Origin of the sequence: Acinetobacter sp. NIPH 284, assembly GCF_000369425.1 — a bacterium.
In the GTDB taxonomy this organism is placed as follows: domain Bacteria; phylum Pseudomonadota; class Gammaproteobacteria; order Pseudomonadales; family Moraxellaceae; genus Acinetobacter.
The window spans coordinates 141,003-159,060 of record NZ_KB850010.1; the positions used below are offsets into that span (position 1 = coordinate 141,003).

General features: G+C 39.4%; 16 protein-coding genes, 1 other RNA gene and 2 pseudogenes. 10 read left to right on the forward strand and 9 right to left on the reverse strand.

Translation table 11 applies throughout. From position 1 onward, the window contains the following. Positions 1–5: 5 nt before the first annotated feature. Positions 6–938: pseudogene (locus F908_RS03775) on the reverse strand (penicillin-binding protein activator). Between the two features lie 20 nt (positions 939–958). Here F908_RS03775 and rsmI point away from each other — a divergent pair. Further along, the gene (rsmI, locus tag F908_RS03780) at positions 959–1,801 is read left to right on the forward strand and encodes a 16S rRNA (cytidine(1402)-2'-O)-methyltransferase (RefSeq protein ID WP_005157799.1); all 843 of its coding nucleotides are present in this window, start codon (positions 959–961) and stop codon (positions 1,799–1,801) included. 22 nt (positions 1,802–1,823) lie between these two features. Then, entirely contained in the window at positions 1,824–2,204 is a 381-nt protein-coding gene (locus F908_RS03785) for a hypothetical protein (protein WP_005157819.1), read from the forward strand. A 156-nt stretch (positions 2,205–2,360) separates the two neighbouring features. Here F908_RS03785 and F908_RS03790 read toward each other — a convergent pair whose 3' ends face one another. The 5 genes from F908_RS03790 to F908_RS03810 all read right to left on the reverse strand — a co-directional run bounded on the left by F908_RS03790 (position 2,361) and on the right by F908_RS03810 (position 7,673). Then, on the reverse strand, positions 2,361–2,609 hold the full coding sequence (locus F908_RS03790; protein WP_004663162.1) for a hypothetical protein: 249 nt from the start codon (positions 2,607–2,609) through the stop codon (positions 2,361–2,363). Positions 2,610–2,782: 173 nt separating this feature from the next. Continuing rightward, a complete protein-coding gene (locus tag F908_RS03795) occupies positions 2,783–4,015 on the reverse strand; it encodes an FAD-dependent monooxygenase (RefSeq protein WP_005157838.1) in 1,233 nt (410 codons plus the stop codon). Next, a complete protein-coding gene (gene ubiH / locus F908_RS03800; RefSeq protein ID WP_005157844.1) occupies positions 4,012–5,223 on the reverse strand; it encodes a 2-octaprenyl-6-methoxyphenyl hydroxylase in 1,212 nt (403 codons plus the stop codon). The genes F908_RS03795 and ubiH overlap by 4 nt, the downstream gene beginning before the upstream one ends. Before the next feature lie 428 nt (positions 5,224–5,651). Continuing rightward, complete coding sequence (gene pepP / locus F908_RS03805; RefSeq protein ID WP_005157846.1) at positions 5,652–6,968, reverse strand: Xaa-Pro aminopeptidase; 1,317 nt, start codon at positions 6,966–6,968, stop codon at positions 5,652–5,654. 69 nt (positions 6,969–7,037) lie between these two features. Beyond that, entirely contained in the window at positions 7,038–7,673 is a 636-nt protein-coding gene (locus tag F908_RS03810; protein WP_005157848.1) for a UPF0149 family protein, read from the reverse strand. A gap of 66 nt (positions 7,674–7,739) precedes the next feature. On the opposite strand from F908_RS03810, the gene F908_RS03815 reads away from it, so the two are divergent. The 3 genes from F908_RS03815 (at position 7,740) to ssrS (ending at position 8,845) form a co-directional block, all read left to right on the forward strand. Then, positions 7,740–8,294, forward strand: coding sequence for a hypothetical protein (locus tag F908_RS03815; protein WP_005157850.1), 555 nt, complete (start codon positions 7,740–7,742; stop codon positions 8,292–8,294). A gap of 2 nt (positions 8,295–8,296) precedes the next feature. Beyond that, the gene (locus tag F908_RS03820; RefSeq protein ID WP_004912439.1) at positions 8,297–8,584 is read left to right on the forward strand and encodes a cell division protein ZapA; all 288 of its coding nucleotides are present in this window, start codon (positions 8,297–8,299) and stop codon (positions 8,582–8,584) included. Positions 8,585–8,663: 79 nt separating this feature from the next. Then, a non-coding RNA gene (gene ssrS, locus F908_RS15390) (6S RNA) lies at positions 8,664–8,845 on the forward strand. A gap of 122 nt (positions 8,846–8,967) precedes the next feature. On the opposite strand, the pseudogene F908_RS15395 reads toward ssrS, so the two are convergent. Then, positions 8,968–9,096 (reverse strand): annotated as a pseudogene (locus tag F908_RS15395) (transposase); the annotation flags it as partial. 90 nt (positions 9,097–9,186) lie between these two features. Next, positions 9,187–11,904 carry a heavy metal translocating P-type ATPase gene (locus F908_RS03825; protein WP_005157852.1) on the reverse strand — a complete coding sequence of 906 codons (2,718 nt, stop codon included), beginning with the start codon at positions 11,902–11,904 and terminating at the stop codon, positions 9,187–9,189. 100 nt (positions 11,905–12,004) lie between these two features. On the opposite strand from F908_RS03825, the gene F908_RS03830 reads away from it, so the two are divergent. Next, positions 12,005–12,385: a MerR family transcriptional regulator gene (locus F908_RS03830; RefSeq protein ID WP_005157854.1), complete on the forward strand. Its 381-nt coding sequence runs from the start codon at positions 12,005–12,007 to the stop codon at positions 12,383–12,385. 56 nt (positions 12,386–12,441) lie between these two features. Here F908_RS03830 and F908_RS03835 read toward each other — a convergent pair whose 3' ends face one another. After that, a complete protein-coding gene (locus F908_RS03835) occupies positions 12,442–12,642 on the reverse strand; it encodes a hypothetical protein (RefSeq protein ID WP_004663186.1) in 201 nt (66 codons plus the stop codon). Between the two features lie 402 nt (positions 12,643–13,044). Here F908_RS03835 and F908_RS03840 point away from each other — a divergent pair, with 402 nt between their 5' ends. The 4 genes from F908_RS03840 (at position 13,045) to F908_RS03855 (ending at position 17,883) form a co-directional block, all read left to right on the forward strand. Continuing rightward, the gene (locus F908_RS03840; RefSeq protein ID WP_005157857.1) at positions 13,045–13,632 is read left to right on the forward strand and encodes a 5-formyltetrahydrofolate cyclo-ligase; all 588 of its coding nucleotides are present in this window, start codon (positions 13,045–13,047) and stop codon (positions 13,630–13,632) included. Positions 13,633–13,776: 144 nt separating this feature from the next. Further along, positions 13,777–16,206, forward strand: coding sequence for an endopeptidase La (gene lon / locus F908_RS03845; RefSeq protein WP_005157862.1), 2,430 nt, complete (start codon positions 13,777–13,779; stop codon positions 16,204–16,206). A gap of 323 nt (positions 16,207–16,529) precedes the next feature. Continuing rightward, positions 16,530–17,009, forward strand: coding sequence for a 23S rRNA (pseudouridine(1915)-N(3))-methyltransferase RlmH (gene rlmH / locus F908_RS03850; protein ID WP_004663191.1), 480 nt, complete (start codon positions 16,530–16,532; stop codon positions 17,007–17,009). A gap of 100 nt (positions 17,010–17,109) precedes the next feature. Further along, the gene (locus tag F908_RS03855; RefSeq protein ID WP_005157866.1) at positions 17,110–17,883 is read left to right on the forward strand and encodes a DODA-type extradiol aromatic ring-opening family dioxygenase; all 774 of its coding nucleotides are present in this window, start codon (positions 17,110–17,112) and stop codon (positions 17,881–17,883) included. The last annotated feature ends 175 nt before the right edge of the window (positions 17,884–18,058 follow it).

Genomic DNA, 18,058 nt, shown 5'->3' on the forward strand with positions numbered 1-18,058 from the left:
ATATCTTATTTTAAAATTTCAATGCTATTTTTCTGCTGCCTGTAACAATACGGCTGCCTGTAGATTTTACGGTCTTTTAACTCAATTGCACCTGTGCGCCCAACAAAAGAGAACTGCACTTATCCAGTTTGCTCCAAGAACTGTTGACTTATCGTCCAAGCATCTCCTCCAAAAGCTAATAAACGTTGAAATGCCATTGTTTCTGGTTGTTTTTTATAGGGTTCGATTAAATCTGCCCATTGCCCATTATATAGCGCGGGTGTATCACAAAAACTTAAACCAATTGGAATAGATTGTCCCTGCTCAATACTCATCGGTGTGACGTAAATATTCTTTTCGGGTAATGTACCTAATTGTTCCAACCAATGTTGACTCCCTAACAATAATACCCCTTCTTTACTTGATCGTTTTTGTGGTACTTCATCAACAAATTCTATTTCTGATGAAAATTGATCCTTTAGTGCAGAAAGCAAAAGTTCTGTTGCTGACTCAGTTCCTGTTTCTCGAACGATAAAAAGCTTTTTGATGCGATCTTTTTGAAAACGATGATTTAATGCTGCAGCATCTTGTTGCTTTGCTAGGCTAAATTGCCATACGTTATCACTTTGAGTATTAACATCATTTAAAGCAAGCACTGGAATTTGAGGATTCATTTGAGTCACCTCTTCAATTTCAGTTCGTAGTAAGGGCCCAACAATCAAATGGACGTTGTGATCTATTTTTTTCTTAAAAATCGTATCGATACTATTTTTAGTTGAATCTACAAAAATAATTTTTTCTTTACTGCCAGATGCTGTATAAGCACTCAGAAAACCGCGTTTGATGCTTTGACTCGCTCGCGCCATCGTACCCGATTCAGGTAGAATGACGAGTATGTCCGCATATACAGGACTTACAAGCGCTGCCAAACCTAGCAGCAAACAATATTTTTTTGTAATACATGAGGGAGTTACCTTTTATGAGTGCTCAATTATTTGTTGTAGCAACCCCGATTGGGCACTTAGATGACATGACCTTTCGTGCAATTGATATTTTAAAGTCGGTATCGGTGGTTGCAGCAGAAGACACTCGTCAATCTGCTCAGTTATTTAAGCACTATAATATCTCAACTCCACTCACAGCGTGCCATGATCACAATGAAAGTAACAAAATTGATCAACTTATACAAAGAATGTTAAATGGTGAAAGTATTGCTCTGATTAGTGATGCAGGAACACCGTTAATTAGTGACCCTGGATTTAAGTTAGTACGTGCAGCACAAGAACATAAGATCCGCGTCATTCCAGTACCAGGTGCCTGTGCTGCAATTGCAGCATTGAGTGCGGTTGGCTTACCAAGTGATCGCTTTAGTTTTGAAGGTTTCTTACCTTCAAAGGCTTCGCAGCGAATTAGCCAACTTGAAAAACTAAAAGATGAAACCCAAACTTTAATTTTCTATGAAGCGCCACATCGTATTTTAGATAGTGTAAAAAATATGGCTGAGGTATTTGGTGAAGATCGACCCGTAGGTTTTGCTCGTGAAATCACAAAGACCTTTGAAACCATCAAGAAAATGACCTTAAAAGAGTTAGTCGTATTTATTGAAAATGATCACAACCAAGAGAAAGGTGAAATTGTAGTTGTGGTGGGTGGTGTCACTGCTGAAAAAGACATGGCGCAGGATAAACTGGATGAGTTGCTAAAACGCTTATTACAAGATTTATCAGTCAAGGCAGCATCTCAATTGGCTGCTGATTTGACAGGTATCAAAAAGAAAGTGGCTTATCAACGCGCTTTGGAATTGACTCAAGATAATAAATAATACTTAAAAAGATACGTAGGAAATGGCTATAGACTCATTACCCATGTTAGGTCCCCATGAAGGCAGAGAACTTGAATTGCTGCTTTCTGGTGAAAAACCAATTGCCTTTTTTTATGAAGGCATTCCTGATGAGTTTTTGCCTTATCTTGAATCAGGCATTTTAAAATCCCGAACCAAGGCCACTACAACCCGCCTCCCCAATATACAAATAGAAAATATTCTTATTTATAAGGATATTGCAATAGAGCAAGTGGATGAATTGATATCAGTCATTGAACTATCCCTCAATCAACCGAAAGCAGGATTTGTACCAGAGCTTGAGCGAAGAATTGGGCAATTGCTGGGCTATCGAGAGGAAGATATTGAATTCTATTTACAGCATCTTTCCAGAAACAAGAAATAAGCATACCAAACGTATATTGCTGCCCTCATAGAATGGATAAGGCATCAATACTCTCCAGAATGCACAATGTGGGATTCTTAAAGCACTGTAATGCGGACACGAATCACATCAATATCAAAAAGCACCACAGTCGTGATGCTTTTAAATCTTTTCAGCTTATTCGTGGGTCTCACCCGGTGGCACTTCGGTAATACGCCCACCACGTGCCAAAAACGCTGCAACCTCATCTTCTAGAGCTTGGCGTTGTTTCTGTTTAGCAGTCACTGTTAAGGTTTCTGCTTCAGCCAAATCTGCGTCATTGGCACTTGACTCTTCGCTATCCGCACCACTTTCTGCAGCTTTCGCTTCTTCATCGTCTACCGCAGAATCTTCAGTGTTTTCGTCGTAATCATTCATTTCCGTCATATTACTCTCCCCACAATGACTAAACTCTCATCATCGTTATTTGGTCATCAGAACTTGATGAAATTTAACAAGCTCTTCTCATTTATCAAAGCAAAATATTCATTAAATTGTGCTTTTTATAACCAAATTCACTCTGATTTATAAATGATTGTTTAAAAAATATCTACTGTTTTTTAGCAAGCATAACGAGTGTGCTGTAAAGCCCCTAATCCATTCGCTTGTCGCATAAAGCGATCTTTAAACCAATCGAATTGTTCAACTTGTTTTAGACCAAAGTTCCGTGCCCAAACAAACGGAAATAATTCTGAACTTTCCAACCAACCAATCGCGGACATACTGTGCATCATGGCATTATTCTGACCTTTACGTTGGTGTTCATAGCGCAATAAAGTTTGCTCATTGGCCCACACACCGCGTTTTAAATCGTGTAGTAGAACATCACACAATACCGCAGCATCCAGACAGCCAATATTTACACCTTGACCAGCCAAAGGATGAATCACGTGCGCGGCGTCACCAATCAAGGCTAAACCAGATTTAATATAACGCTGCGCTGCGCGAGCTTTTAGTGGAAACTGTGCTCTAGAACGAACCGCAACTACTTCTCCCAACATTTGCAGACTTTCTTGAGTCAATAGTTGCATAAACGCTTGATCGCTGAGTGCTGAATATTCATCGGCATAATCATCGGGTAAAGTCCAGACAATCGACAGCCAATAGCCGTTCTCTTGTGCATCCAAACTCGCCATTGGTAAATATGCCAGTGGACCTGTCGGTAAGAAAATTTGACGAGCCACATATTGATTCGGTTGTGTGGTTTTAATCGCGCAACTGATGGCAGCCTGTTTGTAATCCAGTACATCTAAATCGATATAGGCTTGCTCACGAACAAAAGAGTTCGCACCATCTGCACCAATCAGCAACTTGGTTTTTAGTGCTGTGCCATCCGCCAATTGAATTGACCAACCTTGTGGAATCTGCTCAATTCGAATCACTTTGACTTGAGTGCGATAGTCTTTAAGCTGCTGCAACATTTTCTGTTGAATCGCAACATTCAAGACACTTGGCTCAACCATCGAACCCAAAGCCTGATCTGATTGAGGTTGCTGTTCAGATGCATGGCCAAAATTAATTTCACCATAGCCATTTTTATTCCAGACTTGCATGCCTGAATAGGGCATTTGACGTGCTAAATCATCCCAAACATCGACTGTTTTAAGTAAGTGAATCGTCGCCTGACTCAGTGCCAATACTCGAGGATTCATGACTGCCAATGTCTTTTCTTGATCTAGCACAGGCGCAGCATCAAGCACCGTCGCTTGCACCCCACCTTGGGCTAGCAATAAAGCGGTTAGGCCACCGACTAAGCCACCGCCAACAATCACAACATCTAACAGCTCACTCATGCTTTTAATCCCATCGCATAGTTAGCAACCAAAGGTTTAACACCCGGAATCACATCAAATGCAATCAGTCCAGTATTACGTAATAACTTGAGAATTGGATTTTGATTACTAAAACCACGTACCACTGAATCACAGAACTTAATCACCCTTTGCTGATCAGTTAAGCGTGCTTGTTCATAAGCCAATAAATTATCAGGATTGCCAATATCATCTGACTTCGCCAATTGCTCCATCAAGAAACGAACCAACACATCTGCATCACGTAGACATAGGTTAAAACCTTGCCCTGCCACTGGATGGATTGTATGTGCGGCATTACCCATCAACACCACACGCCCAACGGCTTGCTTATGTGCCAAGACCTGAGCCAGTGGATAGCTAAAGCGCTTACCCGTTTTTTCAAACTTACCTGCACGATCACCATAGGTTTCCTGTAAAGCATCCAAGAAATGCTGATCATTTTCCTCACCTAACCATTCTGCCTCAGTACCTTTTTTTACAGGCCAAACCACTGAACGGCGGTATTCACCTGGTAAAGGTAAAAGTGCCAATGGCCCTAAAGCACTAAAACGCTCAAAGCCAACTTGTTGATGTGGTTTCGAGGTTTGTACGGTGGTGACGATTGCCACTTGATCATAATCATGTTCATCGACACCTACCCCAATGGCTTGGCGACAAAATGAATCACGACCATCAGCAGCAATCACCAACTTGGATTTTAAGGAATGGATATATTCACCGTTACGCATCGCTTCAATTTGGACTTGGTCTGCATCTTGTGTGAGTGAGGTGACTTGCACACCATCAATCAATTCAATCAGAGGCTGCTGACGAACTTGGGTCAGCAATACTCGACCTAACCAAGCATTTTCAATCACCTGCCCAAAGCTTTCTACTTTTTCTTGTTCAGCAACTAGGCGTGCCTTACCAAAGCTGCCTTGCTCTGTGATATGCACTTGTAGAATTGGTGTTGCATGTTGTTGTAAGGCTTCCCATAAGCCTAACTTTTGATAAATCTGTACGCTGCGGCGTGACAATGCGGTGTTACGCGCATCAAAGCTAGAATGATAAGGGGAAGCGTTCTCGTCATCGTAATTTGGATATTTCACAGCTTCTAATAACTTTACTGCGATATTAGATTTTGCCAACATTAAAGCAAGGCTGAGTCCAACCATACCCCCACCGACAATGATGACTTGTTGCTGCATAATATTATTCCTTATCAGTTTTTCATGACTTGATGTTAAGGGTCTGTTGATATTTCATCTATGGTTGCGTTATAGGCTAAAACAACTTAAACGAGGCATGAAACGTAGGCAATGGCAACTCCTTGTCAAGTTTCATAACAAAGTTTAAGGAAGTTTTAGCCATAACCCTGTGGGACAGGGATATTTTTTGTCGCTACTGCGTTATGGCTTATTTATTTAGAATGACTAAATTTCATAAGCCATGCCTTGTATCACCTAAAAAATATCCACTGTCGCAAGCATTTATGAAATATCTACAGACCCTAGCCTATCTTACTCTAACTCAAATTGAGATTGGAATTTGTACTTTGTTTGGTCTGTGTTTTATTTTAATTCGACAAATAAAAAAGGCTTATCCTAGAATAAACCTTTAGATCAATATTTCTGACTTAACTAGCCATTAATTGCTCAATTTCTTCAACAGTTTTCACCACATTTTTGGTCAAAACCAATGGACCACTTTCAGTCACAACAATATCATCCTCGATACGAATGCCGATACCCCGCCATTTTGCATCAACTGTTTCATCATCGGGTGCAACATATAAACCAGGTTCAACAGTGACCACCATACCTGCTTCATAAGCACGCCAATCTTCGCCAGTCTTGTACGCACCGACATCATGCACGTCCATACCGAGCCAATGCCCAGTTCCATGCATAAAGAATTGACGGAATGCTTCACTCTCAACCAACTCATCCACATTGCCACTCAGCAACCCAAGATCAACCAAACCTTGAGTTAAAATCTTGACAGCCACTTCATGTGGATATTTATAGTGATTGCCAATACGAGTTGCATCAATGGCAGCCAATTGAGCATCTAAAACAATATTATAAAGTGCTTTCTGTTCAGGACTAAATTTGCCATTTACAGGGAAAGTCCGCGTAATATCCGATGCATAAAACTCATATTCACATGCTGCATCAATCAAGACCAAATCGCCATCGTTTAATGGCTTGTTATTTTCAACATAATGCAAGATACAAGCATTTTCACCACCACCGACAATGCTGTTATAAGCAGGTACACAACCATTTTTACCAAAGATATAATTGAGTTCTGCTTCAAGTGCATACTCCATCACATTCGGTTTTACGCTTTGCATGGCACGGGTATGCGCTTCAGCACTGATATTCGATGCGATCTGCATCAATTCAATTTCTTTTGCTGATTTTTTCAAGCGCATTTCATCAACAATACGGTCTAACTGAACTACTTCAGCGGGTGCAGCGCCACCACGACGTTGTTGTGCATCTGCCTTTTGAATCCATTGGCTGACACGTGCATCAAATTCCGCATTTTGGCCAATACGATAGTAAAGACGCTGTTTATTTAACAACTTGTCGATAATTTCTTCATCGAGCAGATCAATTGCATACGCTTCATCTGCATCATAGATTTCAATCGCACCATCAATCCCAGCACGATAGCCATTCCAGATTTCCATTTCACGATTACGTTCACGGCAGAACAAGCTATAACTATATTCCTCACCCTCTTCAAAAGTTTCAATGATTGCAACCGCTTCTGGCTCTGCAAATCCAGTTAGATAATAAAAACTACTGTCTGCACGATATTTATAATCCGCATCACGATTACGATACATTTCTGCTCGAGTCGCAATAATTGCAATGCTATTACTGCCTATTTGTTTAGCAAGAAGATCACGACGTTGTTTGAAATCGGCTTGACTTAATTTCATATTGTCCTTCTGATGAAGATGAATGATTGTAAGTATCTTTATTTATAAGAGCTTAAGGCACCGCCCGAGTTAACTCGGACGATGCGGGGTAAACATTTCGACAACCGTTTGCGGATCAGTCGCCTGATTATCTTGATTTCTGCTTTTGGCATGAAAGTTTTTCAATAATGAACTTTCAGCGACAGCAATCTTTTTACGACCAATCGATAAGCTCACAGGAATCAAACGTACAAACTCATACAATTCCTGATAGCTTTCTTCACCCTCTTCATCATTATCGGAGTCTTCAAACTCAACAGCTGCAACATCTTGTAAATGTTCAATCAGCTCTTGTTCTTCACCACGAATATGACCTGAAGCCAAACCAAAACCGAGGACTACGCCTGCGCACCAATCAGCTAAAGCTTGCACACGATCTACAAGCAAATGGCTATCATCTGGAAGCATAGGCAAATAATCTAATTCATCATCTGACAAAGCATGAGAAACATCTTCTGCTTCATCCGTTAAACTTTCGAGTGCTTCTGACTGTAAAGCTGGCACGTTGAGGGTGTTTAAAATTTGTGACCATTCATCGGTGGTTGGCGCTTGTGTGACACAAACTATACCTGTGAGTAAACCATGTAACTCACTTGGGCTTGAAATTTCTTCAATCCCATCAAAATGGGCATTCCATTCCGTCCAACCTGAAATATCGTCTTGCATTCGTTTATCCAATCTCTATACTGCTGTATATATTACCTTTGATTGCAACTCTGTGCGACCTTCGTTATGTTAGAACAATTACAGCGTCTACAAGCGCATATTGGTGTTTTAAAAACACGCTTACATCATTTAGAGCGAGAGAATACTTCGCTTACTGAGGCTAAACAACTCGCTGAAACTGATCATCATGCACAAGTTGTGCAGAAAAATAGCATCATCACGCAAAAGCAGGAAGAAGTTGATAACTTAACTGAACAATTGTCTCAGTTACAAGATCAATTTAAACAACTGAATCAAGATGCAACAACTTTAGCGGAACGTTATAGCCGCTTAGAGAAAAGCACCACTGATTTAAAAAACCGCTTCCAAGAGATTTTAGCTGAGCGTAATGACTTACGTGTAAATAAAGAGAAATTACAAGTACAGCAACGTCATAGTCAGCAGGAAATTCAGGACTTGCAGCAGGACCGTGATCGTTTGCTACAAAAAAATGAGTTGGCAAAATCTAAAGTTGAGGCGATTATCCAGCGTCTGGCTGTTCTTGGTACAGCACAGGATCAACATGCACAAGAGATTCAGCAACTTGCCCACCCAAATGCTGAAACACAAGAGGAAAACTGATCATGAGTGAACAAGTGACAGTAGAACTTCGTTTAATTGAACAGACTTTTCGCTTAAATACCACTGAAGATAAACGTGAAGAATTAGAGCGTGCAGCTGAACTACTGAATCAAAAGTTTCAGGATATGCGACGTAACGCTCCTCGTGTAGAACACAATAAGTTAGTCATTATGGTTGCGTTACAGATGGCACAAGATGTGTTTAGTTTGAATAAATCTTTGCAGGAATATGCTCACTGTGAACGCCTACTTCAAACCATCTTGGAAGATGTCGAACAAACTGTTGAGTAAAATTGCACAAAGCCTCATCAATTAATAATTATCTTTACAAGTAGCGATTGTCATCGTGTAAAGATCGGTTATACTAAAACTGTCTCTAGGGTGTTCGCCAGTACGTCTAGTCCCCTGCCGATACTTAAATTTATGGATGTGTCCTGTATATTTTGAGTGTATGCCTACCCCGAGTAGGAAACCCAGTAAGTATGCGTCACCTCCACCTTGAACTCATCGGGTTCAGGGTAACGACTATGCAGCGGCATCTCTGGAGCAACTTTTTTAATTATAAAAATAATGATTTCACCTCAAGTATTTTTTAATAAACTATTTATTTTGAATAGAATTTATACTGTTAAATTAATCCCCATTAAATTTTCTAAATCTTTTTTATAATAGTTCATAAGGATGCAGCGTTGGATGGCTGCATCGGAGTAGGTTTGATTTCGCCCTTGTTTGCCTTTTGATGGAGCATACCATTGCGTAGCAGGATCAAACCAAATGGCAATATTTCCGCGATGAATGAATGCTCAGTTATATGTTGATGATGTAAGTTGGGTCAAAATAAAGCCCCTACTCTCAATTTATGAGAATAGGGGCTTTATTTTTCTTAAAATGAATTATGATTTATTCAAACGTAAAGCATTCACCACAACAGAGAGCGAGCTTAATGACATTGCTACAGCAGCAAACATTGGTGTGAGCAATAATCCTGTTAGTGGATAAAATAAACCTGCTGCAACAGGAACACCTAATCCATTATAAACAAAAGAGAATGCAAGATTTTGCTTCATATTTTTTACCCCTAATTTTGCCATATGAACTGCTTGTGCAACCCCTTGAATGTCCCCTTTAACTAAAGTCACTTGCGCTGTTTGCTTGGCAATATCTGTTCCTGTTCCCATCGCAATCCCAACATTCGCCTGCGCCAGTGCTGGTGCATCGTTGATACCGTCCCCAGCCATTGCCACAATTTTTCCCTGAGCTTGTGCTTGTTTCACAATTTCAAGTTTTTGCTTAGGATCAAGATTGGCATAGACTGTTTTAATACCTAAAGCATCTGCAACCATATTTGCATTTTTCTGATGATCACCAGTTGCCATAATTACTTCAATTCCATCAGCATATAGTTGATCAATCAAAGTTTTGGCATTTTGTTTAATTGCATCATGAATCGAAATATAGGCAATCACTTCTTGTTCTGACATCAAAAAACTAAACACATCGCCTTGTGCACGTTTTTGATCCAACTCATGGATTAAATCAGCATCTAAGGTCAACGCCAACTGTTCAATAAGCTTCTGACTACCAATATACAGGGTCTGGTGATCAATGTTTGCTTTCACACCAAAGCCTGCGACATCTTCAAAATCAGAAACATTGAGCAATTGATTTGGATCAACTAGTTTAGTTAATGTCTGTGCAATTGGATGCGTCGAATATTGTTCAATCGATGCAATCCATAACTCAATTTGTGTCTGGCTATACGCTTCAGATAAAGACTGAATCTCTTTTAAACTTGGCTTACCCTCGGTCAATGTTCCTGTTTTATCAATAATCAAAGTATTTACTTTGCTTAAAGCTTCAATCGCTTCAGCATCTTTAAACAACACGCCTTTTTGAGCTGCTCGACCCGTGGTTGCCATCACTGACATCGGTGTTGCCAAGCCAAGAGCACATGGACAAGCAATAATCAAAACAGCGACTGCACACATTAAAGCCAAATCAAACTGTGCTTTCCCAAATACCATCCACGCAATAAAAGTCAGCACACTGATACTGAGTACGGCGATCACAAAATATTTTGCAACCACATCTGCAATTCGTTGCAATGGTGCTTTGGAGCGTTGTGCATCAGCAACAGTTTGGATCATTTTGGCTAATGTCGTGTTCGTACCCACAGCAGTTGTTTGGATTCGAATAGCGCCTTGTTGATTAATTGTCCCGCCAATCACTCGGTCATCTTTTTCCTTTTTCACAGGAACAGGCTCACCTGTCATCATGGATTCATCAACATAGGTTTTTCCATCAACGACTAGACCATCTAATGGAATTTGCTCACCCGATGATATTTGCAAAATATCACCTTGTTTGACCATCGCTATATCTACTTCAACAACTTGATCATGCTGCACAAGTTTCGCTTTAGCAGGTTGTAAACGGAGTAAAGCTTTTAATGAATTTGCTGTTTGTGAACGTGCTTTTAGTTCTAAAATTTGACCCAACAAGCTCAATGAAACAATCATACAGGCTGCTTCAAAATACACAGCGACACCGTGTCCTGTTTTCGCTTCAATAGGGATGAATGATGGAAAAATCGTGGCAATAACACTATAAATAAATGCTGCAAGTACCCCGACACCAATCAAACTCCACATATTCAGATGTCCTGTTTTATAAGACACCCAGCAACGTTGTAAAATGGGATAACCCGCCCATAACACCACAGGCAAACTTAAAAGAAGTTCAATCCACGGCTGAATATGTGGCGAAATAAAGGCATGAATATGTGAACCCATGGCCAAGATCATCACCAACAAACTCAAAGGTAATGTAGTCCAAAAACGTCGACTAAAATCTACTAGCTCAGGATTTGGTCCATCATCCAAAGTGGGTTGCATCGGTTCCAGTGCCATCCCACAAATTGGGCAAGTTCCTGGCCCTTTTTGTACAATCTCAGGGTCCATCGGACAGGTATAATCCATATCCATTGCTCCCTCAGGTACAGGACGCTGATCGACTGGAATTAGATAAAATTCAGGATCATGTTTAAATTTGTCCAGACAGGAGGGATTACAGAAATAATAAGTTTTACCTTGATAATCTGTTTTTAAATCTGTCGTGATTTTGACTGACATACCACAGACAGGATCAATCTCTGTATCAACTAAATTGCTTTCACTTGAATGATCATGCTTTCCACCACAGCAAGAAGAAGATTTTTTAGCTTCATCTTGAATAGATGCTACTTCTGGTTTAGGGCCACAACATGAACTTAGTTTTTGCTTCGTTGGCTTAGGCTTACAACAAGAAGATGTTTGAGCTAATTCAATAGCTTGCTCTGATTCACTTTCACAACATGAACCTACTTTTTGTTGAGGCTGCTTAGCACAGCAAGATGATGTCAATTTTAGATCTTGGTCTGATTTTAAATAATTTTCAGGCTTTGAACTAAATTTCTGTTGGCAACCTGCTGAACAGAATAAATAGCGGATACCTAGATAATCAAAATAGTGCTGCGAATTTTCAGCGACTGTCATACCACAAACTGGATCAATATATTCGTACACAAGCGGTACTTCATTTTTAGAACAGCATGAAGATGGTTGTTGAGTCATGACGACACCTATCTTTTCTTTCTCGATAGGACTAGGATAAAGTCTGTACCTAGGTACAGAGTCAAGTGCTTTTTCACTATCCCAACAAAGGTATGAGAAAATGAACCTTACAATCGGAAAACTAGCAAAATCCTGCCACGTTAATGTCGAAACCATTCGTTATTATCAACGTATAGGCTTAATGCGAATACCTGAAAGCACTCAAAGCTACCGATATTATAATCAGCAAGACTTAGAGACCTTGAGCTTTATTCAGAAAGCGAAGGATGCTGGATTACAACTGAATGAAATTAAAGAATTGCTCACACTGAATTTAGAAGATCGCATCCAAGTCAGACATGTTATTGAACAACGATTGAGCAAGATCGATCAAAGAATTCAGGAACTTATGGGTCTTAAGCAAAGACTTTCCACATGGTTAGACGAGTGTAAAACGACAGAAAATGAATGTTGCCCAATATTGATGGAACTCAAACAATAAATTCCATCAATCAATCTAGACAGTTGAATCAATACTCATCAAAAAAGTACATAACATTAGATAAATGACCAAATCACATTTTCATCCTTCTGTTTCAATAAGAAACTGGTTTGGTAATCATCGGCGACGATGAGATGCTGATTAGAGATCATCATTACTTTCAACAGCGTATCATTGTGATAAACCAAATCATTTTTACCTTCTTTAGTTAAGATAAGCATTTGATCTAAGACAATTACATTTTTTGAATCAAACATACTTTTTCCCTCTCAACCTTACCCTATGGTCTTTTCAATATTTTTATAAAGTGACACAGTGAATATCGTAACGAATGAAATAAAACACCCCATTCATAGCGCTAAAATATTCCTTTTAATTGTTTAAATATGTGAAATAACCAAGTATTTGCAATTTTCACAACAAGATTATAGAGCACTTTTTACGCAATTTGTGATATTTTTGCCATATAAAACCAAAATTTGTTATTTTATTCTTATTTTCGACAGCACACTGATTAAGTCTAGTGCTACAGCTGTGTGATTACTTTGAATTGTCAGAATCCAGAACTGACCAACAAGATTAGAACTTCAATTTATTTAGATGCTTAAGCACAGTTAAATCAAGTATGATTCTCGAGGCTTTGTTATATTTTGAATACGATGAATAGTGATTTACATGTACTCAGAAAAGATATTCGTTTAAAAAGAAAACGAGTGAATCGCTTTGAACATAAAAAAAGTGAGCAAGACGCTTTAAATCGCCTCAGATCAATACCTCAATTCAAGTGTGCAAAAAGCGTTGGATTATATCTTCATGCTTTTGGCGAAGTGCACACTCACAAACTCATTCAACTTTGTTTTAAACACAAAAAACTCGTTTACCTACCCATGATCTGCACGATGAATCAAAAACTTGTATGGGTAAAAATCAGCTCCAGTCAATATTTAAATAAACGCTTTTCCCATCATCCACTTGGGATGAAAGAACCCATGGCAAGTCGCGGTAATCATATTTCCATTTTGGATATTTTAATTATGCCTTTACTTGCCTGTGATCACTTAGGGACACGAATCGGCATGGGAGGTGGTTTCTATGATCGTACTTTGGCAAGTGCGCCGCATCGACCTTTTCGTTTGGGTCTCGCTCATACATTTCAATATATTGATCAAACTTTACCTAGACAAAAATGGGATCAACCGATTCATGGCTTACTAACACCTAAAAAGTTCTATATTTTCAAGTCTTAACCTTATTGTTCTAATATTTTTTAGAAAAAAACCAACCAATTTAGTCTTTTTTTAATATTTTCTAAGTAAAAACCCTTGTAATTTTTGAAATGCACATCACTATAAAAAACATGGCAACACCGTTGTCACTCATTAGGAGTGCCCATGTCTGAATATATTTTAAATAATGAATCAAGCTTAGAGCCACAGGTTCCAAGTGTATTACCACTCTTAGCATTACGTGATGTTGTGGTCTATCCACACATGCAAATTGCGCTATTTGTGGGTCGTGAAAAATCGATCAATGCAGTGGATGTGGCTCGTAACGGTGACAATTTAGTATTTGTAGTTGCGCAAAAAGATTCGCTTACAGAAGAAATTGATCACGATAACCTCTATCAATATGGAACTGTGGCTAAAATCGTACAAGTCGTAAATCATGAAAATGATGAAAACTGCATTAAAGTACTGATTGAAGGTCTGCATCGTTCTAAATTAGAGCGTATCATTGATGGTGAAGAATACTTGACTGCCGAGCACACTCTCAGTCCAATTACATTACCATTGGATAAGGAAGCTCAAGCAACTCGCTTAAACGAATTGCGTACCCTATTCGCTCAATATGCTGAAGCGAAATTACGTAATGCACGTGAACTTGTTGCAGCAGCAAATAAAATCGAAGACTTATTACAATTAATGTTCTTTGTTGCAACTCGTGTACCTTTAAATATCGAAGTGAAACAAAAGTTTTTAGAGCACGACGAGTTTGAAGCGCATTTGCAAGAGTTGATGAGCTACTTGATGAATCAATCTGCTGAACAGCAAATTGAACAAACGTTGCATGACAGTGTTAAACGTCAGATGGAAAAGAATCAACGAGAATACTTTCTAAATGAAAAAATGAAAGTTATTCAACGTGAACTTTCTGATATGAACGGCGGTGCTGAAGATGACGTTGCGGAAATTGAAAAACGTCTTGCTGAAGCAGATTTGCCTGAACATGTACGCAAAAAAGCTGAAGCTGAGTTTCGCAAACTGAAAGCGATGCAACCTGCATCAAGCGAAGCTGCCGTTGTTCGTAACTATCTAGAAGTCATTTTAGATACACCTTGGAATAAGGCGAGCAAAGTCAGCATTAACTTAGCGAAAGCACAAGAGATTCTTGATGAAGATCATTATGGCTTAGATGACGTCAAAGATCGTATTGTTGAATATCTTGCAGTTCAGTCGCGTGTGAAAAAACTCCGTGGTCCTATTCTTTGTCTAGTTGGTCCTCCAGGTGTGGGTAAAACATCACTTGGTGAGTCTGTTGCTAAAGCAACAGGTCGTGAGTTTGTTCGCATGGCGCTTGGTGGTGTACGTGATGAAGCTGAGATCCGTGGTCACCGTCGTACTTACATCGGTGCGATGCCGGGTAAAATTGTACAATCTTTAACAAAAGTTGGCGTGAAGAACCCACTGTTCTTACTCGACGAAATTGACAAGATGGCACAAGACTACCGTGGCGATCCTGCATCAGCATTATTGGAAGTACTTGATCCATCACAAAACAGTAAGTTCAACGATCATTATTTAGATCTCGATCTTGATCTTTCAGAAGTCATGTTCATCTGTACGGCTAACAGCATGAATATTCCTGAAGCATTGCTTGACCGTATGGAAGTGATTCGTCTTCCTGGTTATACCGAAGATGAAAAAGTGAACATTGCTGAACGTTACCTTGTTCCAAAAGCGATTAAGAACAATGGTCTACGTGCAAAAGAATTGACTGTTCACGAAGAAGCAATCCGTGACATCGTACAACGTTATACACGTGAAGCGGGTGTCCGTAGCCTAGAGCGTGAAGTGTCTAAAATTGCACGTAAAGTGGTGAAAGAAGCCGTTAGCAAGAAGTCTAAAAACTTACAAGTTGATGTCACTTCTGCCAATCTTCCTGAATACCTAGGTCCGCACAAATTTGACTTTGGTGTTGCGGAAGATGAAGCGCAAGTGGGTCGTGTAAATGGTTTAGCTTGGACTTCGGTAGGTGGTGAATTGCTTACTATTGAAGTTGCAGCCGTGAAAGGTAAAGGTAAATTCATTACGACGGGTTCGCTCGGTGATGTGATGAAAGAATCGATTACTGCTGCAATGACTGTAGTTCGTACTCGTGCTGATGAATTAGGTATTGAAGCATCACGTTTTGATGAAACTGATGTCCATGTTCACTTACCTGAAGGTGCAACGCCAAAAGATGGTCCATCTGCTGGTCTAGCACTCACAACTGCGCTTGTATCAGCATTTACTGGTATTACGATTCGTCCAGACATTGCGATGACAGGTGAAACGAGTCTAGGTGGTCGTGCGATGCGTATTGGTGGTCTAAAAGAAAAACTTCTTGCAGCTCACCGTGGTGGAATTAAATTAGTTTTTATTCCACAAGATAACGTTCGTGACTTGGCTGAGATTCCAGACAATGTTAAGGAAGGTTTGGAAATCAAGGCTGTGAAAAGCATTGATGAAATCCTGCCTTTAGCTTTGACAGATACCCCTAAACCTTTGCCAAAAACACCGATTGTTAAACCAGTAGAAGAAGCAAAGGCTGCGCGCCATTAAACAAGTAAGTAGATGAAAATTAAAGAGAGCTTCGGCTCTCTTTTTTTGTTACATAATTTGGTTGAAAAACAACCAATATATTGCATAATAAAATAGAGTCGATAAAAATAAAGATGAAGCTTGACTCAGTGAACTCATTTTTTAGTGTCATCCGAACTCCAGACTGATGACACTTTGATCGCAGCTCAAACGCAATTTTGAGCTGCGTTTTTTATACAACGTAATCAATAAATACACTTTCAGCGACTATTCCCTTTCATGCTGATCACTATCGATAAAGAACACTGTTTATAATAGGCGTAATTTCTCCATCTATTTATTCTATGAAAATTCGTATTCTGACTATCGGACAAAAAATGCCTGCTTGGGTGTTAACTGGATTTGAAGACTATTTCAAACGCATTCAACCTTTTGTACAAACTCAAGTGATTGAACTCCCGATGGCAAAACGAGGCAAAAATGATTCCGAAGCAGATATTTTAAAATATTGTCAAATTGAAGGCGATAGTATTTTAAATGCACTTAAACCCAATGAAACGTTAATTGCCTTAGAAGTAGGTGGTCGAGAACTCAGTACAGAAAAACTGGCAGATACCATGAAACAATGGATGCTTGAAGGCAATGATATTGCTCTTGCGATTGGTGGTCCTGATGGACATTCAGACGCAGTTCGCAAAGCAGCAGCTTGGCATTGGTCTCTTTCTAAATTGACAATGCCACATCCCATGGTTCGTATCCTACTGATTGAACAACTTTATAGAGCGATGAGTATCAATCATAATCATCCTTATCATCGTGCTTAAAATTGTTCTGATTATAGAACAATCTGTTGATGTTTAAGGGCTGTCATTGTTCTCATGAATTTGTCACGATAATGATGTATTTCCAATCAGGTGCTTATCTATGAATTTCCAGACTTTACCCGGGTTATTTATTTCTCATGGTTCTCCCATGCTTGCACTTGATCCTGAACAAGTGGGTCCCGCATTGCATCGTTTAAGCAATAATTTACCAAAACCCCAAGCAATTATTGTGATGTCTGCTCATTGGGAAAGCCAAGCGCTAGAAGTGAGTACATCAACTCGAGCTCAAACGTGGCATGATTTTCGTGGTTTCCCCCCTGAACTTTATGAGATCCATTATCCTGCTGCGGGCGCTCCAAAACTTGCTGAGGAAATACTGACTCTATTTGCAGAAGCAGATATTCCTGCACATGCAAATAGCACACGACCACGAGATCACGGTGTATGGATGCCTTTATTGCATATGTATCCAGAAGCCGATATTCCTGTGATTGAAATTTCCTTACCCATCGAAATGAATGCTGACCAGATTTACAAAATCGGGCAAGTTTTAGCACCTTTACGTGAACAACAAATTTTATTAATTGGCTCTGGTAGCATTACCCATAATCTCTCTGAACTTTCATGGCATGCAGATGCTGAAGTTCCAATATGGGCAAGCACATTTCGCAATAGTGTAGTTAGTAAACTGAATCATCAAGATTATGACGCTGTACTTGACTGGCCATCTTTACCCTACGTGCAACGAAATCATCCTACCCTTGAACATTTTGCACCATTATTCTTTGCAATGGGAACAGGTCATCGTTTTAGTATTGTGCATAGTAGTTTTTCAATGGGATCATTAGGTATGGATATTTATCGTTTTGATTAAAAACCAAACATCAGACTTTTCAAATGGCTTACTTATATTTGAGTAAGTCATTTCCCTAATCAATTTTCTTAAAATTTACAAATAGATATATTTAACAAACTTAATCCATAAACTGATTACATTTTATTTTTTTAAGAATACTTTAAGCTAATGACTGTTATTTATTTACTGTTGT

What these genes read in the sequence shown, in the direction of transcription:
- rsmI (WP_005157799.1), top strand. Translation starts at nt 959, where the DNA reads ATGAGTGCTCAATTATTTGTTGTAGCAACCCCGATTGGGCACTTAGAT.
- F908_RS03785 (WP_005157819.1), top strand. Translation starts at nt 1,824, where the DNA reads ATGGCTATAGACTCATTACCCATGTTAGGTCCCCATGAAGGCAGAGAA.
- F908_RS03790 (WP_004663162.1), bottom strand. Translation starts at nt 2,609, where the DNA reads ATGACGGAAATGAATGATTACGACGAAAACACTGAAGATTCTGCGGTA.
- F908_RS03795 (WP_005157838.1), bottom strand. Translation starts at nt 4,015, where the DNA reads ATGAGTGAGCTGTTAGATGTTGTGATTGTTGGCGGTGGCTTAGTCGGT.
- ubiH (WP_005157844.1), bottom strand. Translation starts at nt 5,223, where the DNA reads ATGCAGCAACAAGTCATCATTGTCGGTGGGGGTATGGTTGGACTCAGC.
- pepP (WP_005157846.1), bottom strand. Translation starts at nt 6,968, where the DNA reads ATGAAATTAAGTCAAGCCGATTTCAAACAACGTCGTGATCTTCTTGCT.
- F908_RS03810 (WP_005157848.1), bottom strand. Translation starts at nt 7,673, where the DNA reads ATGCAAGACGATATTTCAGGTTGGACGGAATGGAATGCCCATTTTGAT.
- F908_RS03815 (WP_005157850.1), top strand. Translation starts at nt 7,740, where the DNA reads ATGTTAGAACAATTACAGCGTCTACAAGCGCATATTGGTGTTTTAAAA.
- F908_RS03820 (WP_004912439.1), top strand. Translation starts at nt 8,297, where the DNA reads ATGAGTGAACAAGTGACAGTAGAACTTCGTTTAATTGAACAGACTTTT.
- F908_RS03825 (WP_005157852.1), bottom strand. Translation starts at nt 11,904, where the DNA reads ATGACTCAACAACCATCTTCATGCTGTTCTAAAAATGAAGTACCGCTT.
- F908_RS03830 (WP_005157854.1), top strand. Translation starts at nt 12,005, where the DNA reads ATGAACCTTACAATCGGAAAACTAGCAAAATCCTGCCACGTTAATGTC.
- F908_RS03835 (WP_004663186.1), bottom strand. Translation starts at nt 12,642, where the DNA reads ATGTTTGATTCAAAAAATGTAATTGTCTTAGATCAAATGCTTATCTTA.
- F908_RS03840 (WP_005157857.1), top strand. Translation starts at nt 13,045, where the DNA reads ATGAATAGTGATTTACATGTACTCAGAAAAGATATTCGTTTAAAAAGA.
- lon (WP_005157862.1), top strand. Translation starts at nt 13,777, where the DNA reads ATGTCTGAATATATTTTAAATAATGAATCAAGCTTAGAGCCACAGGTT.
- rlmH (WP_004663191.1), top strand. Translation starts at nt 16,530, where the DNA reads ATGAAAATTCGTATTCTGACTATCGGACAAAAAATGCCTGCTTGGGTG.
- F908_RS03855 (WP_005157866.1), top strand. Translation starts at nt 17,110, where the DNA reads ATGAATTTCCAGACTTTACCCGGGTTATTTATTTCTCATGGTTCTCCC.